Source organism: Streptomyces sp. NPDC044719 (assembly GCF_056433405.1).
The window spans coordinates 261,290-279,791 of record NZ_JBWKHE010000010.1 but is presented as its reverse complement, the minus strand read 5'-3'; the positions used below and the strand labels follow the sequence as shown (position 1 = coordinate 279,791).

Annotated in this window: 13 protein-coding genes; 10 read left to right on the top strand and 3 right to left on the bottom strand. The window is 70.8% G+C overall.

The features are described from left to right. Positions 1-12: 12 nt before the first annotated feature. The 10 genes from AC07DF_RS35530 to AC07DF_RS35485 all read left to right on the top strand — a co-directional run bounded on the left by AC07DF_RS35530 (position 13) and on the right by AC07DF_RS35485 (position 13,505). The gene (locus AC07DF_RS35530; protein WP_382486637.1) at positions 13-1,011 is read left to right on the top strand and encodes a sugar phosphate isomerase/epimerase family protein; all 999 of its coding nucleotides are present in this window, start codon (positions 13-15) and stop codon (positions 1,009-1,011) included. Between the two features lie 101 nt (positions 1,012-1,112). Further along, positions 1,113-4,835: a ThuA domain-containing protein gene (locus AC07DF_RS35525; protein WP_478980691.1), complete on the top strand. Its 3,723-nt coding sequence runs from the start codon at positions 1,113-1,115 to the stop codon at positions 4,833-4,835. 79 nt (positions 4,836-4,914) lie between these two features. After that, on the top strand, positions 4,915-6,102 hold the full coding sequence (locus AC07DF_RS35520) for an inositol-3-phosphate synthase (protein ID WP_478980689.1): 1,188 nt from the start codon (positions 4,915-4,917) through the stop codon (positions 6,100-6,102). After that, positions 6,099-7,136 (top strand): SCO3242 family prenyltransferase, encoded by a 1,038-nt coding sequence (locus AC07DF_RS35515; protein WP_478980687.1) that lies wholly within the window; start codon positions 6,099-6,101, stop codon positions 7,134-7,136. Before AC07DF_RS35520 ends, AC07DF_RS35515 begins: the two co-directional genes overlap by 4 nt. After that, on the top strand, positions 7,133-8,113 hold the full coding sequence (locus tag AC07DF_RS35510; RefSeq protein ID WP_478980685.1) for a sugar phosphate isomerase/epimerase family protein: 981 nt from the start codon (positions 7,133-7,135) through the stop codon (positions 8,111-8,113). Before AC07DF_RS35515 ends, AC07DF_RS35510 begins: the two co-directional genes overlap by 4 nt. Next, entirely contained in the window at positions 8,110-8,835 is a 726-nt protein-coding gene (locus tag AC07DF_RS35505) for an EboA domain-containing protein (RefSeq protein WP_478980683.1), read from the top strand. The genes AC07DF_RS35510 and AC07DF_RS35505 overlap by 4 nt, the downstream gene beginning before the upstream one ends. Beyond that, positions 8,835-9,755 carry a TatD family hydrolase gene (locus tag AC07DF_RS35500; RefSeq protein WP_478980681.1) on the top strand — a complete coding sequence of 307 codons (921 nt, stop codon included), beginning with the start codon at positions 8,835-8,837 and terminating at the stop codon, positions 9,753-9,755. Before AC07DF_RS35505 ends, AC07DF_RS35500 begins: the two co-directional genes overlap by 1 nt. Positions 9,756-9,758: 3 nt before the next feature. After that, positions 9,759-10,928: a metabolite traffic protein EboE gene (gene eboE / locus AC07DF_RS35495; protein ID WP_478980679.1), complete on the top strand. Its 1,170-nt coding sequence runs from the start codon at positions 9,759-9,761 to the stop codon at positions 10,926-10,928. Beyond that, on the top strand, positions 10,925-12,343 hold the full coding sequence (locus AC07DF_RS35490; RefSeq protein WP_478980677.1) for an alkaline phosphatase family protein: 1,419 nt from the start codon (positions 10,925-10,927) through the stop codon (positions 12,341-12,343). Before eboE ends, AC07DF_RS35490 begins: the two co-directional genes overlap by 4 nt. Before the next feature lie 82 nt (positions 12,344-12,425). Continuing rightward, entirely contained in the window at positions 12,426-13,505 is a 1,080-nt protein-coding gene (locus AC07DF_RS35485; RefSeq protein WP_478980675.1) for a sugar phosphate isomerase/epimerase family protein, read from the top strand. Between the two features lie 97 nt (positions 13,506-13,602). Here the strand turns inward: AC07DF_RS35485 and AC07DF_RS35480 are convergent, their stop codons facing one another. The 3 genes from AC07DF_RS35480 to frc all read right to left on the bottom strand — a co-directional run bounded on the left by AC07DF_RS35480 (position 13,603) and on the right by frc (position 18,502). Then, positions 13,603-14,991 (bottom strand): OFA family MFS transporter, encoded by a 1,389-nt coding sequence (locus AC07DF_RS35480; protein ID WP_478980673.1) that lies wholly within the window; start codon positions 14,989-14,991, stop codon positions 13,603-13,605. Positions 14,992-15,111: 120 nt separating this feature from the next. Continuing rightward, entirely contained in the window at positions 15,112-17,256 is a 2,145-nt protein-coding gene (locus AC07DF_RS35475) for an acetate--CoA ligase family protein (protein WP_478980671.1), read from the bottom strand. Between the two features lie 4 nt (positions 17,257-17,260). Continuing rightward, positions 17,261-18,502, bottom strand: a complete 1,242-nt coding sequence (gene frc, locus AC07DF_RS35470) for a formyl-CoA transferase (protein WP_478980669.1) — start codon at positions 18,500-18,502, stop codon at positions 17,261-17,263.

Here is an 18,502-nt window from a genome sequence, read left to right as displayed (position 1 = left end):
GGCTGACGCGCGATGCCGCGTACGTTCACGCTGTTCACCGGCCAGTGGGCGGACCTGCCCCTGGAGGAGGTCTGCCGGCTCGCCCGCGACTTCGGCTACGACGGCCTCGAACTCGCCTGCTGGGGCGACCACTTCGAAGTCGACAAGGCGCTCTCCGACCCGGGGTATCTCGACGGGCGCCGGGCTCTGCTCGACAAGTACGGCCTGAAGTGCTGGGCCATCTCCAACCACCTCGTCGGCCAGGCCGTCTGTGACGCCATCATCGACGAACGCCACCAGGCCATCGTGCCGGACGCGGTGTGGGGCGACGGAGACCCGGAAGGGGTCCGGCAGCGGGCCGCGGAACGCATGAAGGACACCGCGCGCGCCGCGGCCGCCTTCGGCGTCGACACCGTCATCGGCTTCACCGGCTCCGCCATCTGGCACCTGGTCGCCATGTTCCCGCCCGCCCCCGACGCGATGATCGAACGCGGCTACCAGGACTTCGCCGACCGCTGGAACCCGATCCTGGACGTCTTCGACGCCGAGGGCGTGCGGTTCGCGCACGAGGTGCACCCCAGCGAGATCGCCTACGACTACTGGACGACCGTCCGCGCCTTGGAGGCGGTCGGCCGGCGCCCCGCCTTCGGGCTCAACTTCGACCCCTCGCACTTCGTGTGGCAGGACCTCGACCCGGTCGGCTTCCTCTGGGACTTCCGCGACCGGATCTACCACGTCGACTGCAAGGAGGCCCGCAAGCGCCTCGACGGACGCAACGGCCGGCTCGGCTCCCACCTGCCCTGGGGCGACCCGCGGCGCGGCTGGGACTTCGTCTCCGCCGGGCACGGCGACGTCCCCTGGGAGGACGTCTTCCGGATGCTGCGCTCCATCGACTACCAGGGTCCGGTCTCCGTCGAGTGGGAGGACGCCGGCATGGACCGGCTCCAGGGGGCGCCCGAGGCGCTGACCCGCTTGAAGGCCTTCGACTTCGAGCCGCCCAGCGCGTCCTTCGACGCCGCCTTCAACAGCTGAACCAGGACATCGAACCGCCGGGGTGACGGCGCACCCCGGCGCCCGCACCGCACGTCTACGCACCCATCCCGTACGGCCCACCCCGTTCCCGGAGGGACTTCGTGCACAGAACCAGACTCAGAGGCACCCGCACCGCCGGACATCCCGGGCTGCGCACCACCGTAGCCCTGTTCACCGGCCTGCTCCTGGCCGTGGGCACCCCGGCCACCGTCGCCGGGGCCCACCCCGGCCACCCGGAGCACGACGAACCGGCGGCCGCCGAGGGCCAGTTCCAGCAGGTGCCGCTCGCCAAGGGCGAACCCGAGACGGGCGAGCCGATGTCGCTCGCCGTCCTCCCGGACCGCAGCGTGCTGCACACCTCGCGCGACGGCACGCTGCGCCTCACCGACCAGGGCGGCGTCACCAAGGTGGCCGGCAAGATCCCCGTCTACAGCCACGACGAGGAGGGCCTCCAGGGCGTCGGCATCGACCCGGACTTCAAGAACAACCGGGCGATCTACCTCTACTACGCCCCGCCGCTGGACACCCCCGCCGGCGACGCCCCGGAGACCGGCACCGCCGAGGAGTTCAAGAAGTTCGACGGCGTCAACCGGCTCTCCCGGTTCACCCTGAACGCCAACGGCACGCTGAACACGGCCAGCGAGAAGAAGGTCATCGACGTCGCGGCCTCCCGCGGCATCTGCTGCCACGTCGGCGGCGACATCGACTTCGACGCGGACGGCAACCTCTACCTGTCGACCGGCGACGACACCAACCCCTTCGCCTCCGACGGCTACACGCCGATCGACGACCGCGAGGGCCGCAACCCCGCCTTCGACGCCCGCCGCAGCTCCGCCAACACCAACGACCTGCGCGGCAAGATCCTGCGGATCAAGGTCGCCGAGGACGGCTCGTACACCGTACCGGCGGGCAACCTCTTCGCCCCGGGCACCGAGAAGACCCGTCCCGAGATCTACGCGATGGGCTTCCGCAACCCGTTCCGGATGAGCGTCGACGACAAGACCGGCACCGTCTACGTCGGCGACTACGGCCCCGACGCCGGCGCCGCCGACCCGAAGCGCGGCCCGGGAGGACAGGTCGAGTTCGCCAAGGTCACCAAGGCCGCCAACTTCGGCTGGCCGTTCTGCACCGGCGACAACGACGCCTACGTCGACTACGACTTCGCCACCAAGGAGTCCGGCGAGAAGTTCGACTGCGCCGCCCCGAAGAACACCTCGCCCCACAACACGGGCCTGACCGACCTGCCGCCCGCGCAGGCCGCCTGGATCCCGTACGACGGCGATTCGTTGCCCGAGTTCGGCAGCGGCTCCGAGTCCCCGATGGCCGGCCCGGTCTACCGCTACGACCCCAACCTCGACTCCAAGGTGAAGTTCCCCGAGGCCTACGACGGTGACTTCTTCGCCGGTGAGTTCGGCCGCCGCTGGATCAAGCGGATCGAGGAGAACGCCGACGGCTCCGTCGCGAAGATCAACGACTTCCCGTGGACCGGCACCCAGATCATGGACATGGAGTTCGGCCCCGACGGCGCGCTCTACGTCCTCGACTACGGCCTCTCCTGGTTCCAGGGCGACAAGGACTCCGCGCTGTACCGGATCGAGAACGCCGAGGACGGCTTCTCGCCGATCGCCGAGGTCAGCGCCGACAAGACGTCCGGAGCGGCCGGCCTGAAGGTCAAGTTCACCGGCTCGGCGAAGGACGCCGACTCCCCGGACCTCACCTACAGCTGGGACTTCGGCGACGGCACCAAGGGCGAGGGCCTCAACCCCACCCACAAGTACAAGAAGGTCGGCACCTACACCGCCACCTTCACCGCCAAGGACGCCGAGGGCCACACCGGCACCGCCAGCACCCGGATCGTGGTCGGCAACACCGAACCCAAGGTGCGCATCGACATCCCGGGCAACGGCGCTCTCGCCGAATTCGGCAAGCCCGTCCCGTTCAAGGTGACCGTCACCGACCCCGAGGAGACCGTCGACTGCTCCAAGGTCAAGGTCACCTACAGCCTCGGCCACGACTCCCACGCCCACGAGCTGACCAGCGAGATGGGCTGCGAGGGCACCCTGAAGCCGCCCCCCGGTGACGGCGGCCACGACCCCAACGCCAACATCTACGGTGTCGTCGGCGCCAGTTACACCGACGGCGGGGCGAACGGCCAGGAGACGCTGACCGGCACCGCTCGCACCGTGCTCCAGCCGCTGCACCGCCAGGGCGAGCACTTCACCACCCAGTCGGGCGTGACGGTGATCGACAAGAACGGCGCCAACGGCGGCAAGACCGTCGGCAACATCGACGACGGCGACTGGATCTCCTTCACCCCCTACCGGTTCGACGGGCAGAAGAAGATGACCGTGCGGGCCTCATCCGGCGGCGCGGGCGGCTTCATCGAACTGCGCACCGGCTCGCCCGACGGCCCCCTGCACGGCTCGGCCTACATCCCGCCGACCGGCGGCTGGGAGACCTTCCAGAACATCGACGTGCCCCTGCGGTCGCTGCCGAAGAAGACCACGGACATCTACCTCGTCTTCAAGGGCGGCGAGGGCGCGCTGTACGACGTGGACGACTTCGAGTTCTCCAAGGAGCCGTTCAAGGGCGGCAAGAGGGTCCTGGTCTTCTCCAAGACCGCCGGCTTCCGCCACGACTCCATCCCGGCCGGCATCACCGCCCTGAAGGAACTCGGCGGCCCCGCCGGCATCACGGTCGACGCGACCGAGGAGGCCAAGCAGTTCACCACCACCAACCTCGCCAAGTACGACGCGGTCGCGTTCCTCTCCACGACCGGTGACGTGCTGAACGCCGAGCAGCAGAAGGCGTTCGAGAACTACGTCGCGGGTGGCGGTGGCTACATGGGCATCCACGCCGCCGCCGACACCGAGTACGACTGGGAGTTCTACGGCGGACTCGTCGGCGCCTACTTCGACTCGCACCCGGCCATCCAGAAGGCCACCGTCCGCGTCGAGGACCACGACCACCCGTCGACCGGGCACCTGGACGACGCCTGGGAGCGCACCGACGAGTGGTACAACTACCGCACCAACCCGCGTGAGCAGGCCAAGGTCCTCGCCACCCTCGACGAGACCACCTACCAGGGCGGGAACATGAAGGGCGACCACCCGATCGCCTGGTGCCAGAGCTACGGCGGCGGCCGGTCCTTCTACACCGGCGGCGGCCACACCAAGGAGTCCTACACCGAGGAGGCCTTCCGGGCCCACCTGCTCGGCGGCCTCCAATACGCCACCGGCCAGGTCAAGGCGGACTGCAAGCCGGGCAAGGGCTACCGGAAGATCTTCAACGGCCAGACCCTGGACGGCTGGAAGCAGGCCGGCCCCGGCAAGTTCGTCGTCAAGGACGGCGTGATGGAGACCGAGGGCGGCATGGGCCTGCTCTGGTACCAGGCCAAGGAGCTGAAGTCGTACTCGCTCAAGCTCGACTGGAAGATGCGGGGCGACGACAACTCCGGGATCTTCGTGGGCTTCCCGGCCTCCGACGACCCCTGGTCCGCGGTGAACAAGGGCTACGAGATCCAGATCGACGCCACGGACGCGCCCGAGCGCACCACGGGCTCCGTCTACTCCTTCAAGTCGGCGAACATCAAGGCCCGTGACCAGGTCCTGCGGCCGCCAGGCCAGTGGAACTCCTACGAGATCAAGGTTCAGGGCGAACGCCTCCAGGTGTTCCTCAACGGAGTCAAGATCAACGACTTCACCAACAACGACCCCCAGCGGAGCCTGACCGACGGCTACATCGGCCTCCAGAACCATGGCGCCGACGACCAGGTCTCCTTCCGCAACATCCAGTTGAAGGAACTGCCCGTCAAGGGCGACTGAACGGCGGCGGGCGGGGGACGCCGGACCCCCGCCCGCCGTCTCCCCTTCCCCGGGTTCGCGCACGACCAGGAGGCTGCCCATGTCCGCGTCCCTCTCCCGACCGCGTGTGGGGGTGTGGCTGATCGGAGCCCGAGGCTCCGTCGCCACCACCGTCGTCACGGGGTGCGCCGCCATCACCGCGGGACTGCACCCGCCCACCGGCATGGTGACCGAGGCCCCGGCGTTCACCGACAGCGGCCTGCCCGCCCTGTCCGATCTCGTCTTCGGCGGCCACGACACCCTCGACTGCCCCCTGCCCAAACGCGCCGAATCCCTGACCGCCGGCGGTGTCCTCCCGCCGGGCGTCGCCAGCGCCGTCGCCGCCGAACTGGACGCCGCCGACCGGGAGATCAGGCCCGGTGGCCCCACCCCGGGGGACACCAGGAGCGAGTCCGAACTGATCACGGCCTTCGCCGACGACATACGCGACTTCGTGCACCGCCACGCACTGGAACGGGCCGTCGTGGTGAACGTCGCCTCCACCGAACCCGCGTCCCAGGGCCGTCCCGGCTCCCCGCTTCCCGCCAGCACCCTGTATGCGCTGGCGGCCCTGCGCGCCGGCTGCCCCTACGTCAACTTCACCCCGTCCGAGGGCATGCACCACCCCGCCGCCGCCCTCGAGTCCGAGCGGAGCGGCCTGCCGTACGCCGGCCGCGACGGCAAGACCGGGCAGACCCTCCTGCGGGCCGTGCTCGGCCCGATGTTCGCGCAGCGGGCGTTGACGGTCCGCGCCTGGTCCGGCACGAACCTGCTCGGCGGCGGAGACGGCGCCGCCCTCGCCGACCCGGCCGCCGCCGCGGCGAAGAACGCGGGCAAGGGACGTGTCCTCGCCGACACCCTCGGCACCGTCCCCGAGGGCGAGGTGCACATCGACGACGTCCCGGCCCTCGGCGACTGGAAGACCGCCTGGGACCACATCGCCTTCGACGGCTTCCTCGGCACCCGCATGATCCTCCAGACCATCTGGCAGGGCTGCGACTCGGCACTCGCGGCACCCCTGGTGCTGGACCTGGCCCGGCTCACGGCCCGCGCCCACGAGGCAGGGCTGTCCGGTCCGCTCCACGCCCTCGGCTTCTACTTCAAGGACCCCGTCGGGGACGGACCGTCCGGTCTTGCCGAGCAGTACGAGGAACTGCTCCGCTTTGGACGGAGCCTGGGGCGGGCCGGTGAAGAGGACCGGGGCGCCGGGTCGGTGGCACTGCCCGACGAGACGGAGGAGGCGCTGTGACGCCGCGCGAAGGCTCTTGCGGCTGCTCCGAGGGCGCGGCCACGGCCGCTCCTCGAGGCGGCGCCGCCGACCCGGCCCCCTGCGCATGCTCCGGCCGGTCACAGCGCGCACGTGCCTGGGCCGAACTTCTCCGTCTGCCCGCCCTGTTCAGCGTCCCGGGCGACGCCCTGGCCGGCACGGCCGCGACCGGCGCGACGCCCAACACCCGCACCTTGCTCGCCATCGGCTCCTCCCTCTGCCTCTACGAGGCCGGCATGGCCCTCAACGACTGTGCGGACCGCGACGTCGACGCCGTCGAACGCCCGCACCGCCCCCTGCCCTCGGGCCGCGTCCACCCGGCCGCCGCGCTCACGGCGGCCTGTGCCCTCACCGGTGCCGGACTGGCCCTGGCCGCCGGCGCCGGCCGCCCCGCCCTGGCCGTCGCCGCACCCCTCGCGGCGACCGTCTGGGCGTACGACCTCGGCCTGAAGCACACACCGGCGGGCCCCGTGGCCATGGCCGCGGCGCGCGGACTCGACCTGCTCCTGGGAGCCGCCGCGACGACCGGCCGCACCCGGCCGGCACTCCCCTCGGCGGCCCTCCTCGGCACCCACACCCTGGCCGTCACGACGGTCTCCCGCCAGGAAGCCCAGGGCGGATCGCCTCTGGCCCCTCTGGCGGCGCTCGCGACGACCGCCCTGCTGACCCGTGTGGTGACACACCGCTCCCCAGAGCACCGGCGGGCACCAGCTCTTGACCACCTCGGGCCACGAACGACTCGCCCTCCGGGACCTGTGCCCGCTCGAAAACCCGCGGCGCACCTCACCACCGCTCTCGCGGCCGCCTACGCCGCGGCCACCGCCCGCCCCTACTTCCACGCCACGCTCAACCCCTCACCTCCGCTCACCCAACGAGCCGTCGGCGCCGGCGTCCGCGCCACGATCCCCCTTCAGGCCACCCTCGCCGCCCGCTCCAAAGGCACGGCCACGGCCCTCCTCATAGCGGCCCTGGCCCCGATGGGAGCGAGGTTCGCGAAGAAGGTGAGTGTGACGTGACTCCGCAGAACTCCTCTCTCGAGCCCCTCCAGCGCATCCAGCCCCTCCGCTTCGGCTACGGCACCAACGGTCTCGCCGACCTCCGGCTCGACGACGCGCTCTGTCTCCTCGCCGATCTCGGCTACGACGGCGTCGGCCTGACCCTCGACCACATGCACCTCGACCCGCTCGCCCCCGACCTCGCCACCCGCACCCGACGGGTCGCGCGGCGGCTGGACGAGCTCGGGCTGGGCGTCACGGTGGAGACGGGCGCCCGCTATGTGCTCGACCCGCGCCGCAAGCACGGCCCCTCCCTGCTGGACCCGGACCCCGATGACCGGGGGCGCCGGGCAGACCTCCTCGTCCGTGCCGTGCGGGTCGCGGCCGACCTCGGCGCCCACGCGGTCCACTGTTTCAGCGGCGTCCTCCCGGACGGCACCGACACGGACACCGCCTGGAAGCGTCTCGCCGAGACCCTCACGCCCGTCCTGGACGCCGCCGCCTCCGCCGGCGTCCCGCTCGCCGTCGAACCCGAACCGGGCCACCTCCTCGCCACCCTGGCCGACTTCCACCACCTCCGCCGCACGCTCGGCGATCCCGAGCCGCTCGGCCTCACCCTCGACCTCGGCCACTGCCAGTGCCTCGAACCCCTTTCTCCCGCCGACTGCGTGCGCGCCGCCGCCCCCTGGCTGCGCCACGTCCAGATCGAGGACATGCGGCGCGGCGTCCACGAGCACCTCCCCTTCGGAGAGGGGGAGATCGACTTCCCGCCGGTCCTGGCGGCCCTCGCCGCCACCGGATACCAGGGCCTGACCGTCGTCGAACTGCCCCGCCATTCCCACGCCGGCCCGCACTTCGCCGCACACTCCCTGCCGTACCTCCGCCACGCCGAGCAGGTCGCGGCGACCGTGCCGCCGTCCGCCGCTCCGGCCCTCCAGCAGGCCGCGCCACCCCACGGCGCTCCCTCCGCCACCCCTGAAGGGAGCAGCACCCCATGACCCAGCCCCGCACCACACCGGCAGCGAGAACCGAGAGCACCACCCACACCGGCCAACCCGGTCCCGGCACCGCCCTCACCCCCTCGCCCGCCGATCTCCGGGACCACCTCACCACCCAGCTCGAGCCCGCCGCCCGGTCCTGGCTCGAGCACGCCCTCGACGAGGCCGCCGCCCACCCCGGCATCCACGGGCCGATCTCCCCGTGGGAACTGCGTCTCGCCGAAGCCGGCCGCCGCTGCGGTGCCGCGCACGCCGACGCCGCCCGGGTGCTCATCCTCCACGCGGCCCGCGCCGGCACCGACGCCCTGACCCGGGTGTACTTCCAGGGCACCGCCGACGAACGCCGCGCCGTCCTGCACGCCCTGCCCCACCTCGTGTCCGGCCCCGGCGCCCTCCCTCTCGTCGAGGACGCCCTGCGTGCCAACGACACCCGGCTCCTCACAGCCGCCGTCGGCCCGTACGCCGCCCGGCATCTGGCGGCCCACGACTGGCGCCACGCCGTACTGAAGTGCCTGTTCACCGGCGTCCCCGTCGAGCACGTGGCCGACCTGCCCCGGCGCGCCCACGGCGACGGCGAACTCGCCCGCATGCTGGGCGACTACGCCGCCGAGCGCACCGCCGCCGCCCGCACCGTCCCCGAGGACCTGTACCGCGTCCTGGACCTGACCGAGTCAGTGCCCCCGGCCCCCGGCACGGACCACCCCCACGGCAAGGAGTCCTGATGCGCATCTTCGACCCCCACATCCACATGACCTCCCGGACCACCGACGACTACGAGGCCATGTACGCGGCCGGCGTCCGCGCCCTCGTGGAGCCCTCCTTCTGGCTCGGCCAGCCCCGCACCTCGCCCGCCTCCTTCCGCGACTACTTCGACGCCCTGCTCGGCTGGGAGCCCTTCCGCGCCGCCCAGTACGGCATCGCCCACCACTGCACGATCGCCCTCAACCCCAAGGAGGCGAACGACCCGCGCTGCCTGCCGGTCCTCGACGAACTGCCCCGGTATCTCGTCAAGGACAACGTCGTGGCCGTCGGCGAGATCGGCTACGACTCCGTGACCCCCGCCGAGGACACCGCCCTCGCCACGCAGCTCCAGCTCGCCGCCGACCACGGCCTGCCCGCCCTGGTGCACACCCCGCACCGCGACAAGCTCGCCGGTCTGCGCCGCACTCTCGACGCCGTCCGGGAATCCGCCCTGCCTCCGGAGCGTGTCCTGGTCGACCACCTCAACGAGACCACCGTCAAGGAGGCCAAGGACAGCGGCTGCTGGCTGGGCTTCTCCGTCTATCCGGACACCAAGATGGACGAGGAACGGATGGTGGCGATCCTGCGCGCCTACGGCCCCGAGCAGGTCCTGGTGAACTCCGCCGCCGACTGGGGGAGGAGCGATCCCCTCAAGACCCGCAAGGTCGGCGACCTGATGCTGGCCGAGGGCTTCACCGAGGACGACGTCGACCGGGTGCTGTGGCGCAACCCGGTTGCCTTCTACGGGCTCAGCGGCCGCCTGAACCTCGACGTCACCGGCACGGACGCCACCCACGAGGGCAACTCCATCCTGCGCGGCGCCCCGAAGGACCCGCACGAGCCGGATCCCGGCCCGGGCGACGGCGACGAGCCGGCCCGCGTCCCCGTCGCGGAGGCGTGAACCATGCGCTTCCGCCACCCCGACGGGTCCACAGTCCACCTCGCCTACTGCACCAACGTCCACCCCGCCGAAACCCTCGACGGGGTCCTCGCCCAGCTCCGCGACCACTGCGAGCCCGTCCGCCGCCGCCTGGGCCGCGACCGGCTCGGGATCGGGCTGTGGCTCGCCAAGGACGCCGCCCACGCCCTCGTCACCGACCCGTCCGCGCTGCGCGGCCTGCGCACCGAACTCGACCGGCGCGGCCTCGAGGTCGTCACCCTCAACGGCTTCCCCTATGAGGGCTTCGGCGCCGAGGAGGTCAAGTACCGCGTCTACAAGCCGGACTGGGCCGACCCGGAACGCCTCGACCACACCAGCGCCCTGGCCCGCCTCCTCGCGGGGCTCCTCCCCGACGACGTGACCGAGGGCACCATCTCGACCCTGCCCCTCGCCTGGCGCACCGCGTACGACGACGAGCGCGCGGAGACCGCCCGCACCGCTCTGCGCACCCTCGCCGAACGCCTCGACGCCATCGAGGAACTGACCGGCCGCTCCCTCCGCGTCGGCCTGGAACCGGAACCCGGCTGCGTCGTCGAGACCACCCGCGACGCCATCGCCCCGCTCACCGCGATCGGCCACGACCGCATCGGCATCTGCGTCGACACCTGCCATCTCGCCACCTCCTTCGAAGATCCGGACACCGCCCTGGACGCCCTCACCGAGGCCCGCGTCCCCATCGTCAAATCCCAGCTCTCGGCCGCCCTGCACGCCGAAGACCCCCATCTGCCCGAGGTCCGCGACGCCCTCGCCGCGTTCGCCGAACCCCGCTTCCTGCACCAGACCCGTACCGCCACCGCCGCCGGGCTGCGCGCCACCGACGACCTCGACGAGGCCCTCGCCGGCCACGCCCTGCCGGACGGCGCACCCTGGCGCGCCCACTTCCACGTCCCCTTGCACGCGCCCCCCGCCGCGCCCCTCACCTCCACACTCCCGGTCCTGAAGAGCGCACTGACCCGGCTCGTCGGCGGCCCGGCCCCGCTCACCCGCCACCTGGAGGTGGAGACCTACACCTGGCAGGCCCTCCCGCCCGAACTGCGCCCCCGGGGCCGCACCCAGCTCGCCGAGGGCATCGCCGCCGAACTCACCCTCGCCCGCGACCTGCTGACGGATCTCGGCCTGAAGGAGCTGCCGTGAGCACCCACCCTTCCGCCCCGGGCACCCACCCGGCCCCGGCAGGCCCCACACCCCTCCTCGTCCTCGACGTCGTGGGCCTCACCCCCCGTCTCCTCGACCACATGCCCCACCTCAAGGCGCTCGGGCAGTCCGGCTCCCGCGCCCCGCTGGGCACCGTCCTGCCCGCCGTCACCTGCGCCGCCCAGTCCACCTTCCTCACCGGCACCATGCCCTCGGAGCACGGCATCGTCGGCAACGGCTGGTACTTCCGCGAACTCGGCGACGTCCTCCTGTGGCGCCAGCACAACGGGCTCGTGGCCGGCGACAAGCTCTGGGACGCCGCCCGCCGCGCCCACCCCGGCTACACCGTCGCGAACATCTGCTGGTGGTACGCCATGGGCGCCGACACCGACATCACCGTCACCCCCCGTCCGGTCTACTACGCCGACGGCCGCAAGGAACCCGACTGCTACACCCGGCCGCCCGCACTGCACGACGAACTCATCGAAAAACTCGGCACGTTCCCCCTCTTCCACTTCTGGGGCCCCGGAGCCGACCTCGTCTCCAGCCGGTGGATCATCGACGCGACCCGCCACATCATCCGCACCCGGCACCCCGACCTGACGCTCTGCTACCTCCCTCACCTCGACTACGACCTGCAGCGCTTCGGCCCCGACGACCCGCGCTCCCTGAAGGCGGCCGCCGACCTGGACGCCGCCCTGGCCCCGCTCCTGGACGACGCCCGCGCCGAGGGCCGCACGGTCGTCGCGCTGTCCGAATACGGCATCACCCGCGTCAGCCGGCCCGTCGACATCAACCGTGCCCTGCGCCGCGCCGGACTGCTGGACGTGCACACCCAGGACGGCATGGAGTACCTCGACCCGATGGCGTCCCGTGCCTTCGCGGTCGCCGACCACCAGATCGCCCACGTCTATGTGCGCAGCCCCGAGGACCTCGACGCCACCCGGGCCGCCCTCGACGGACTTCCCGGCATCGCCGAACTCCTCGACGACGAGGGCAAGAAGAGCCATCACCTCGACCATCCGCGCGCGGGCGAACTCGTCGCCGTGGCGGAACCCGACGCCTGGTTCACGTACTACTACTGGCTCGACGACGACCGCGCGCCCGACTTCGCGCAGCTGGTCGAGATCCACCGCAAACCCGGCTACGACCCGGTCGAACTCTTCATGGATCCCCTCGACCCCTACGTCAAGGTCAAGGCGGCCACCGCACTGGCGCGCAAGAAACTCGGCATGCGCTACCGCATGGCGGTCGTGCCCCTGGACCCCTCACCTATTCGCGGCAGCCACGGCCGCCTTCCGGCGAGCGACGACGACGGTCCGCTCCTCATCTGCTCCACCCCCCGTGCTGTCGGCGACCGCGTCGCGGCCACCGATGTGAAGTCACTGCTGCTCCGACTCGCCGGTCTCACCTGAGGTCGTCACCCTCAGTATCCGACTGGTCACAAGTGAAGCACTCACCACTGACAACGCCCCGCGATCACGAGGAGTTCCACGCATGAGCCGCTTCTCCCAGCCCGATCCCGAGCTCACCCACCGCCTCAGCAGACGCGGCATGCTCGGCGTGGCCGCCGGCGCCACCGCCGCCGCCCTGCTCGGCGCCACGGCCCCCGCGACGGCCGCCACCGGCAGCCCGCAGAGTGCCACGGGCAGCGCGACGGCCGCCACCGGCACCGCGTCCCGCGCCAAGGGCCGCGGCCGGCCCGTGCTGCCGCCCGGCCGCCTCGGCATCCAGCTCTACAGCCTGCGCGACAAGGTCTCCACCCTCGGCTTCGGCCCGGTCTTCGCCGAACTGGAGAGGTACGGCTACGACGAGGTCGAGTTCGCCGGCTACACCCAGGGCTCCGCGGGCCCCATCACGCTCGCCCAGCTCAAGCGGCTGGCACGGAACCACGGCCTGAACCCCATCGGCAGCCACGTCGGCTACTACTCCAACGACCCGGGCGCCTACACCTTCGCCCAGAACCTCACCAAGGTCCTCGACGACGCCCAGGCCCTCGGCCTCAAGCACATCGGCACGGCCGCGGGCCCGTTCCGCTACGGCTCCACCGTCGACGCCTGGAAGCGCGCGGCCGATGACTTCAACACCTACGGCGCGGCGGCGAAGGCCCGGGGCATGAAGTTCTACCAGCACAACCACTCCGAGGAGTTCGCCTTCGCCACCGACAACCCCAAGGTCCGCCTCTACGACGTCCTGCTCAAGGAGACCGACCCGGACCTCGTGTACCTGGAGATGGACATCTACTGGGCGTACGTCGGCCAGTTCCGCTTCTCCAAGCGGCCCGACGGCAAGCCCGCGCCGTTCGAGCCGCTGGACTACGTCCTCAAGCGGCCCGACCGCTACCCGCTGTTCCACGTGAAGGACGGCGAGAGCGACCCGTCGAACCCGTACGGCTACACCATGACCGACGTGGGCGACGGCGACATCGACTACCAGCGGTTCATCTCCGCCGTCACCCGGCTGCGCGGCCACCGCATGGCCCACCACTGGCAGGCCGAGCACGACAACCCGGCCGAGTCCTTCACCTTCGCGCGCCGCTCCAGCGCGCACCTGCACTCCCTGAGGGAGAAGTGCTGAGGGCCGTAGCGGCATGAGGAGGCCCCTCCCACACCAGGGAGGGGCCTCCTCACACGTGGGACGGTCAGCCCACGAGCCCTGTCCGGGCGCGTCACGATCAGGCCGTGTCCTCGCCGAGCGGTTGTGGATTGGGAACGATGCGGTTCTCTTCCTTGTCGCGCCCCGGCGGGGTGAGGAACACCGCCACGCAGCCGGCGAAGAGCGAGATCGAGCCGGCCAGGATGAAGGCACCGGAGTGTCCCCAGGCACCCACGACCACGGCACCCATACCCGCGCCCAGACCGGAGACGAGCTTGGCGCTGTAGACCATGCCGTAGTTGGACGCGTTGTTGTTCTCGCCGAAGTAGTCGGCGGTGAGCGCGGCGAACATCGGGAAGATCGCGCCGCCGCCGAAGCCGGAGATCGAGGAGAAGACCAGGAACAGCGGCAGATTCTCGGCGTTCGCCGACCAGAGGATGCCGTACTGCGACAGACCCAGGATGACGCACACGACGAGCAGGCACCGCTTGCGGCCGTACAGGTCGGAGAGCCAGCCGATGACGCCGCGGCCCGTACCGTTGACGATCGCTTTCAGGGACATGGCCGTGGCCACGATCCCGCCCGCGAATCCGGCCTCCTCGCCGATGTCCACCTGGAAGGCGATGCCGAAGATGTTCACGCCGGAGGTGCACGCCAGACAGAACCACATCAGGGCCACCCGTCCGGTCTTCCACGCCTCCTTGGGGGAGTACTGGCGGACCGCAGGCGGGTTCATCCGCAGCGAGCGCGCCGCGCGCGGGTCGTTCGGCGGGTTGAGCGGGTCGACCGCGGCCGGCCACCAGTTCTTCGGCGGGTCCTTGAAGAAGAAGCCGGAGAACGCCACGATTCCGGCCAGGAACACGCCCACCGAGACCAGCACCCAGCGGAAGTTGGTCAGGTCCATGTAGCCGTTGAAGAGGAAGACGAAGGGCACCGAGCCGTAGGCGAAACCGCCGTTGACGAAGCCGGTCTTGCCGCCCTTGCGCTCCGGATACCACTTGCCCACCATGTTGACGCAGGTGGCGTAGACCATGCCCGCGCCCATGCCGCTGAACATGCTGAAGCCGATGTAGGCGAAGACGACGTGCGGTGCGAAGGCCAGCGACAGATAGCCGAGCAAGGTGCCCGTCGCGCCGCACATCATCGCCCAGCGGGCCGGCAGTTTTCCGCTCTCACGCAGCTTGCCCGCGGGGAAGGCCACCGCGGCCTGGAAGAAGACCCAGACGGTCATCATCCAGAAGATGTGCATGCTGTTCCAGCTGTGCGCCGTGTGCAGGGTGTCCTCGGCGGACGCGAACGCGTACTCGGCGGAGGAGATGCCCATCATGCCGATCCAGGGCAGGATCACCATCCACTTGCGTTTGCGCCCCATGATGTCGATGTCGGACTCGCCGACGCGATAGACGCGTCCGTTCTTGTCGGTCACCTCGCGATAGGTGGCGACCCGTGGAACGTCAGTGGTTGTCACGTTGGTTGCACCCCTTGCGTCGAAAGAACTGGCCAGCGCCCCCTGTCCCGTGCCTTTCGTGCGCGTGCGGGTCCCGGGGCCGGCCGACGCGCACCGTCGGCCGGCCCCCGCTCCCTCACCTCATGTACCGCCCCCCAGCACCCCTGCCTCCCGCGCCCAGCGGTACTTGGCGCCGAGTACGGCCACCGGCTTCTCGGTCGTGTACGGGTAGGCCACGACGCCGCGTTCGAAGAGGTACTGGCAGGCCTCCTCGACCTCCACGTCACCCGCCAGCGACGCCACGACGGGCTTCTCGATGCCGCGCTCCCGGAACTCGGCCACCACGCGCGCGGTGAGCTCCGCGAAGACCATCGGGGGAGTGACGATCGTGTGCCAGTAGCCGAGGACCAGCGCGTGGATGCGCGGATCCTCCATACCGAGCCTGATCGTCGCCTCGTACGTCGAGGGCGGCTCGCCCCCGGTGATGTCCACCGGGTTGCCCGCGGCCCCGAAGGGCGGGATGAACTTCCGGAACGCCTCGTCCAGATCGGGCGGGATCTCCATCAGCGACAGGCCGTTGTCCGTCACCGCGTCCGAGAGCAGCACGCCGCTGCCCCCGGCCCCCGTGATGATCACGACGTTGTCGCCCTCGGGGGCGGGAAGCACCGGCAACGCGCGCGCGTACTCCAGCATCTCGTTCAGCCCCGGCGCCCGGATGACCCCGGCCTGCCTGAGGATGTCGTCGTACACGGCGTCGTCTCCGGCCAGGGCACCGGTGTGCGAACCGGCCGCCTTCGCACCCGCCGCCGTACGCCCCGCCTTCAGCACGACCACCGGCTTCTTCGGCACGGTCGCCCGCGCGGCCTCCACGAAGGCGCGCCCGTCCTTGAGGTCCTCCAGGTGCATCGCGATGCACCGGGTGTTGGGGTCCTCACCGAACCAGGTCAGCAGATCGTCCTCGTCCAGGTCCGACTTGTTGCCGAGCCCGACGATCGCCGACACGCCCGTCTTGGTGGTGCGCGCGAACCCCAGGATGGCCATCCCGATGCCGCCCGACTGCGAGGTCAGCGCGACCCCGCCCTTGACGTCGTACGGCGTGCAGAACGTGGCGCAGAGGTCCTGCCAGGTGGAGTAGTAGCCGTAGATGTTCGGACCCAGCAGCCGCACGCCGTGCCGCTCGGCGATCTCCACGATCTCCGCCTGGAGTTCGTGCTCGCCGGTCTCGGCGAACCCGGAGGGGATCAGCACGGCGTTCGGGATCTTCTTGCGTCCCACCTCCTCCAAGGCCGAGGCCACGAACTTGGCGGGGATCGCGAAGACCGCCACATCCACCTCACCGGGAACGTCCGTGACACTCTTGTACGCCTTGCGGCCCAGAATGTCATCGGCCTTGGGATTCACCGGGTGGATGTCCCCGGCGAAGCCCCCGTCGACGAGGTTGCGCATCACCGAGTTGCCGATCTTGCCCTGCTCGTTGGAGGCACCGATCACGGCGACCGAGCTCGGCTGCATCAGCCGGCGCATGGACGTGAGGATCTCGTCCCTCGAGTACCGCCGGCGGGGCGGGGGCTGCGACTCGGCGAGGATCACCCGGATGTCGGCCGCGACGGCCCCCTCCGCGGTCGCGATCACCGGATTGAGGTCCACCTCGGCGATCTCCGGGAAGTCCGCGACGAGTTCGGACACCCGGCGGATCTGTTCGGCCACGGCCCACCGGTCCACACCCGCCTGGCCGCGCACCCCGCGCAGGATCTCCGCCGAGCGGATCGAGTCCAGCATCGACAGCGCCTCGTCGGCGTCCACCGGGGCGAGCCGGAAGGTGATGTCCTTCAGGACCTCGACGAGCACCCCGCCGAGCCCGAACGCGACCACCTTCCCGAAGGTCGGGTCCGTGACCGCGCCGACGATGACCTCCTGCCCCTTCGGCAGCAACTCCTGCACCTGCACCCCGTCGATGCGGGCATCGGCGTCGTAGGCGCGCGCGTTGTCGACGATGGTGTGGAACGCGGCCCGTACGTCGGCGGCGCCCTGGACGCCGACGAGGACCCCGCCGGCGTCGGTCTTGTGCAGGATGTCCGGCGAGACGATCTTCATCACGACGGGTCCGCCGAAGCGCGCCGCGTACGCGACGGCCTCCTCGACGTCGGTCGCCAGCTCCTCGCCCGGTACGGCGATGCCGTACGCGTCGGCGATCACCTTGCCCTCGGGCGCGGTGAGTGCGGTCCGCCCCTCGGCCCGCACGGCGTCGAGGAGGCCGCGCACCCGCAGGAGGCGGTCTTCTGCCATCACGTCAGATCACTCCGTTCGACTTGAGCAGGCGCACTTCCTCGTCACCGAGACCGAGTTCGCCGACGTAGACCTCTTCGTTGTGCTCGCCGAGCAGCGGTGAACCGGTCACCTCGACGGGGGAGTCGGACAGCTTGAGCGGGCTGCCCACGGTCACGAACTCGCCCCGCTGCGGGTGCGGGACGGTGACGACCATCTCGTTGGCGACCAGCGACCGGTCCTCGATGATCTCCCGGGTGGACAGGATCGGCCCGCACGGGATGTTGTGCGCGTTGAGCCGCTCCAGCACCTCCCACTTGGGCAGCGTCGAGGACCACTCCTCGATCAGCTGGAACATCTTGTTCAGCTTGGGCAGCCGTGCCTCGGGCGTCGCCCACTCGGGGTCGTCGGCCAGTTCGGGCCGGCCGATGAGCTCGCTGATCGGCTGCCAGCCGACGGGCTGCACGATGACGTACACGTAGTCGTTCGGGCCGCCCGGCGCGCACTTGACCGCCCAGCCGGGCTGGCCGCCGCCGGACGCGTTTCCGGACCTGGGAACCTCGTCGCCGAAGTCCTCGTTGGGATATTCACGGAGCGGGCCATGTGCCAGCCGCTGCTGATCCCTCAGCTTCACCCGGCAGAGGTTGAGGACGGCATGCTGCATGGCCACGTTGACCCGCTGGCCACGCCCGGTGTTCTCCCGCTGGTACAGCGCCGCGAGAATCCCCGCCACGGCGTGCACCCCGGTCCCCGAGTCCCCGATCTGGGCTCCCGTCGCCAGCGGCGGCCCGTCCTCGAAACCGGTGGTCGACATCGACCCGCCCATGGCCTGCGCGACGACCTCGTACGCCTTGAAGTTGGTGTACGGGCCCTCGCCGAACCCCTTGATGGAGGCATAGACGATCCGTGGATTGATCTCCTGGATGCGGTCCCAGGTGAAGCCCATCCGGTCGACCGCGCCCGGTCCGAAGTTCTCGACCATGACGTCGGAGCGCCGGATCAGCTCGGTGAGGATCTCCTTGCCGCGTTCGGTCTTGGTGTTGAGGGTGATGCTCCGCTTGTTGCAGTTGAGCATCGTGAAGTACAGGGAGTCGACGTCCGGCAGATCACGCAGCTGCTTGCGCGTGATGTCGCCGGTCGGCGCCTCCAGCTTGACGACGTCCGCGCCGAGCCAGGCGAGCAGCTGGGTCGCCGACGGCCCGGACTGGACGTGGGTCATGTCCAGGACGCGGATGCCTTCGAGGGCCTTGGTGGACGGAGCAGTCAT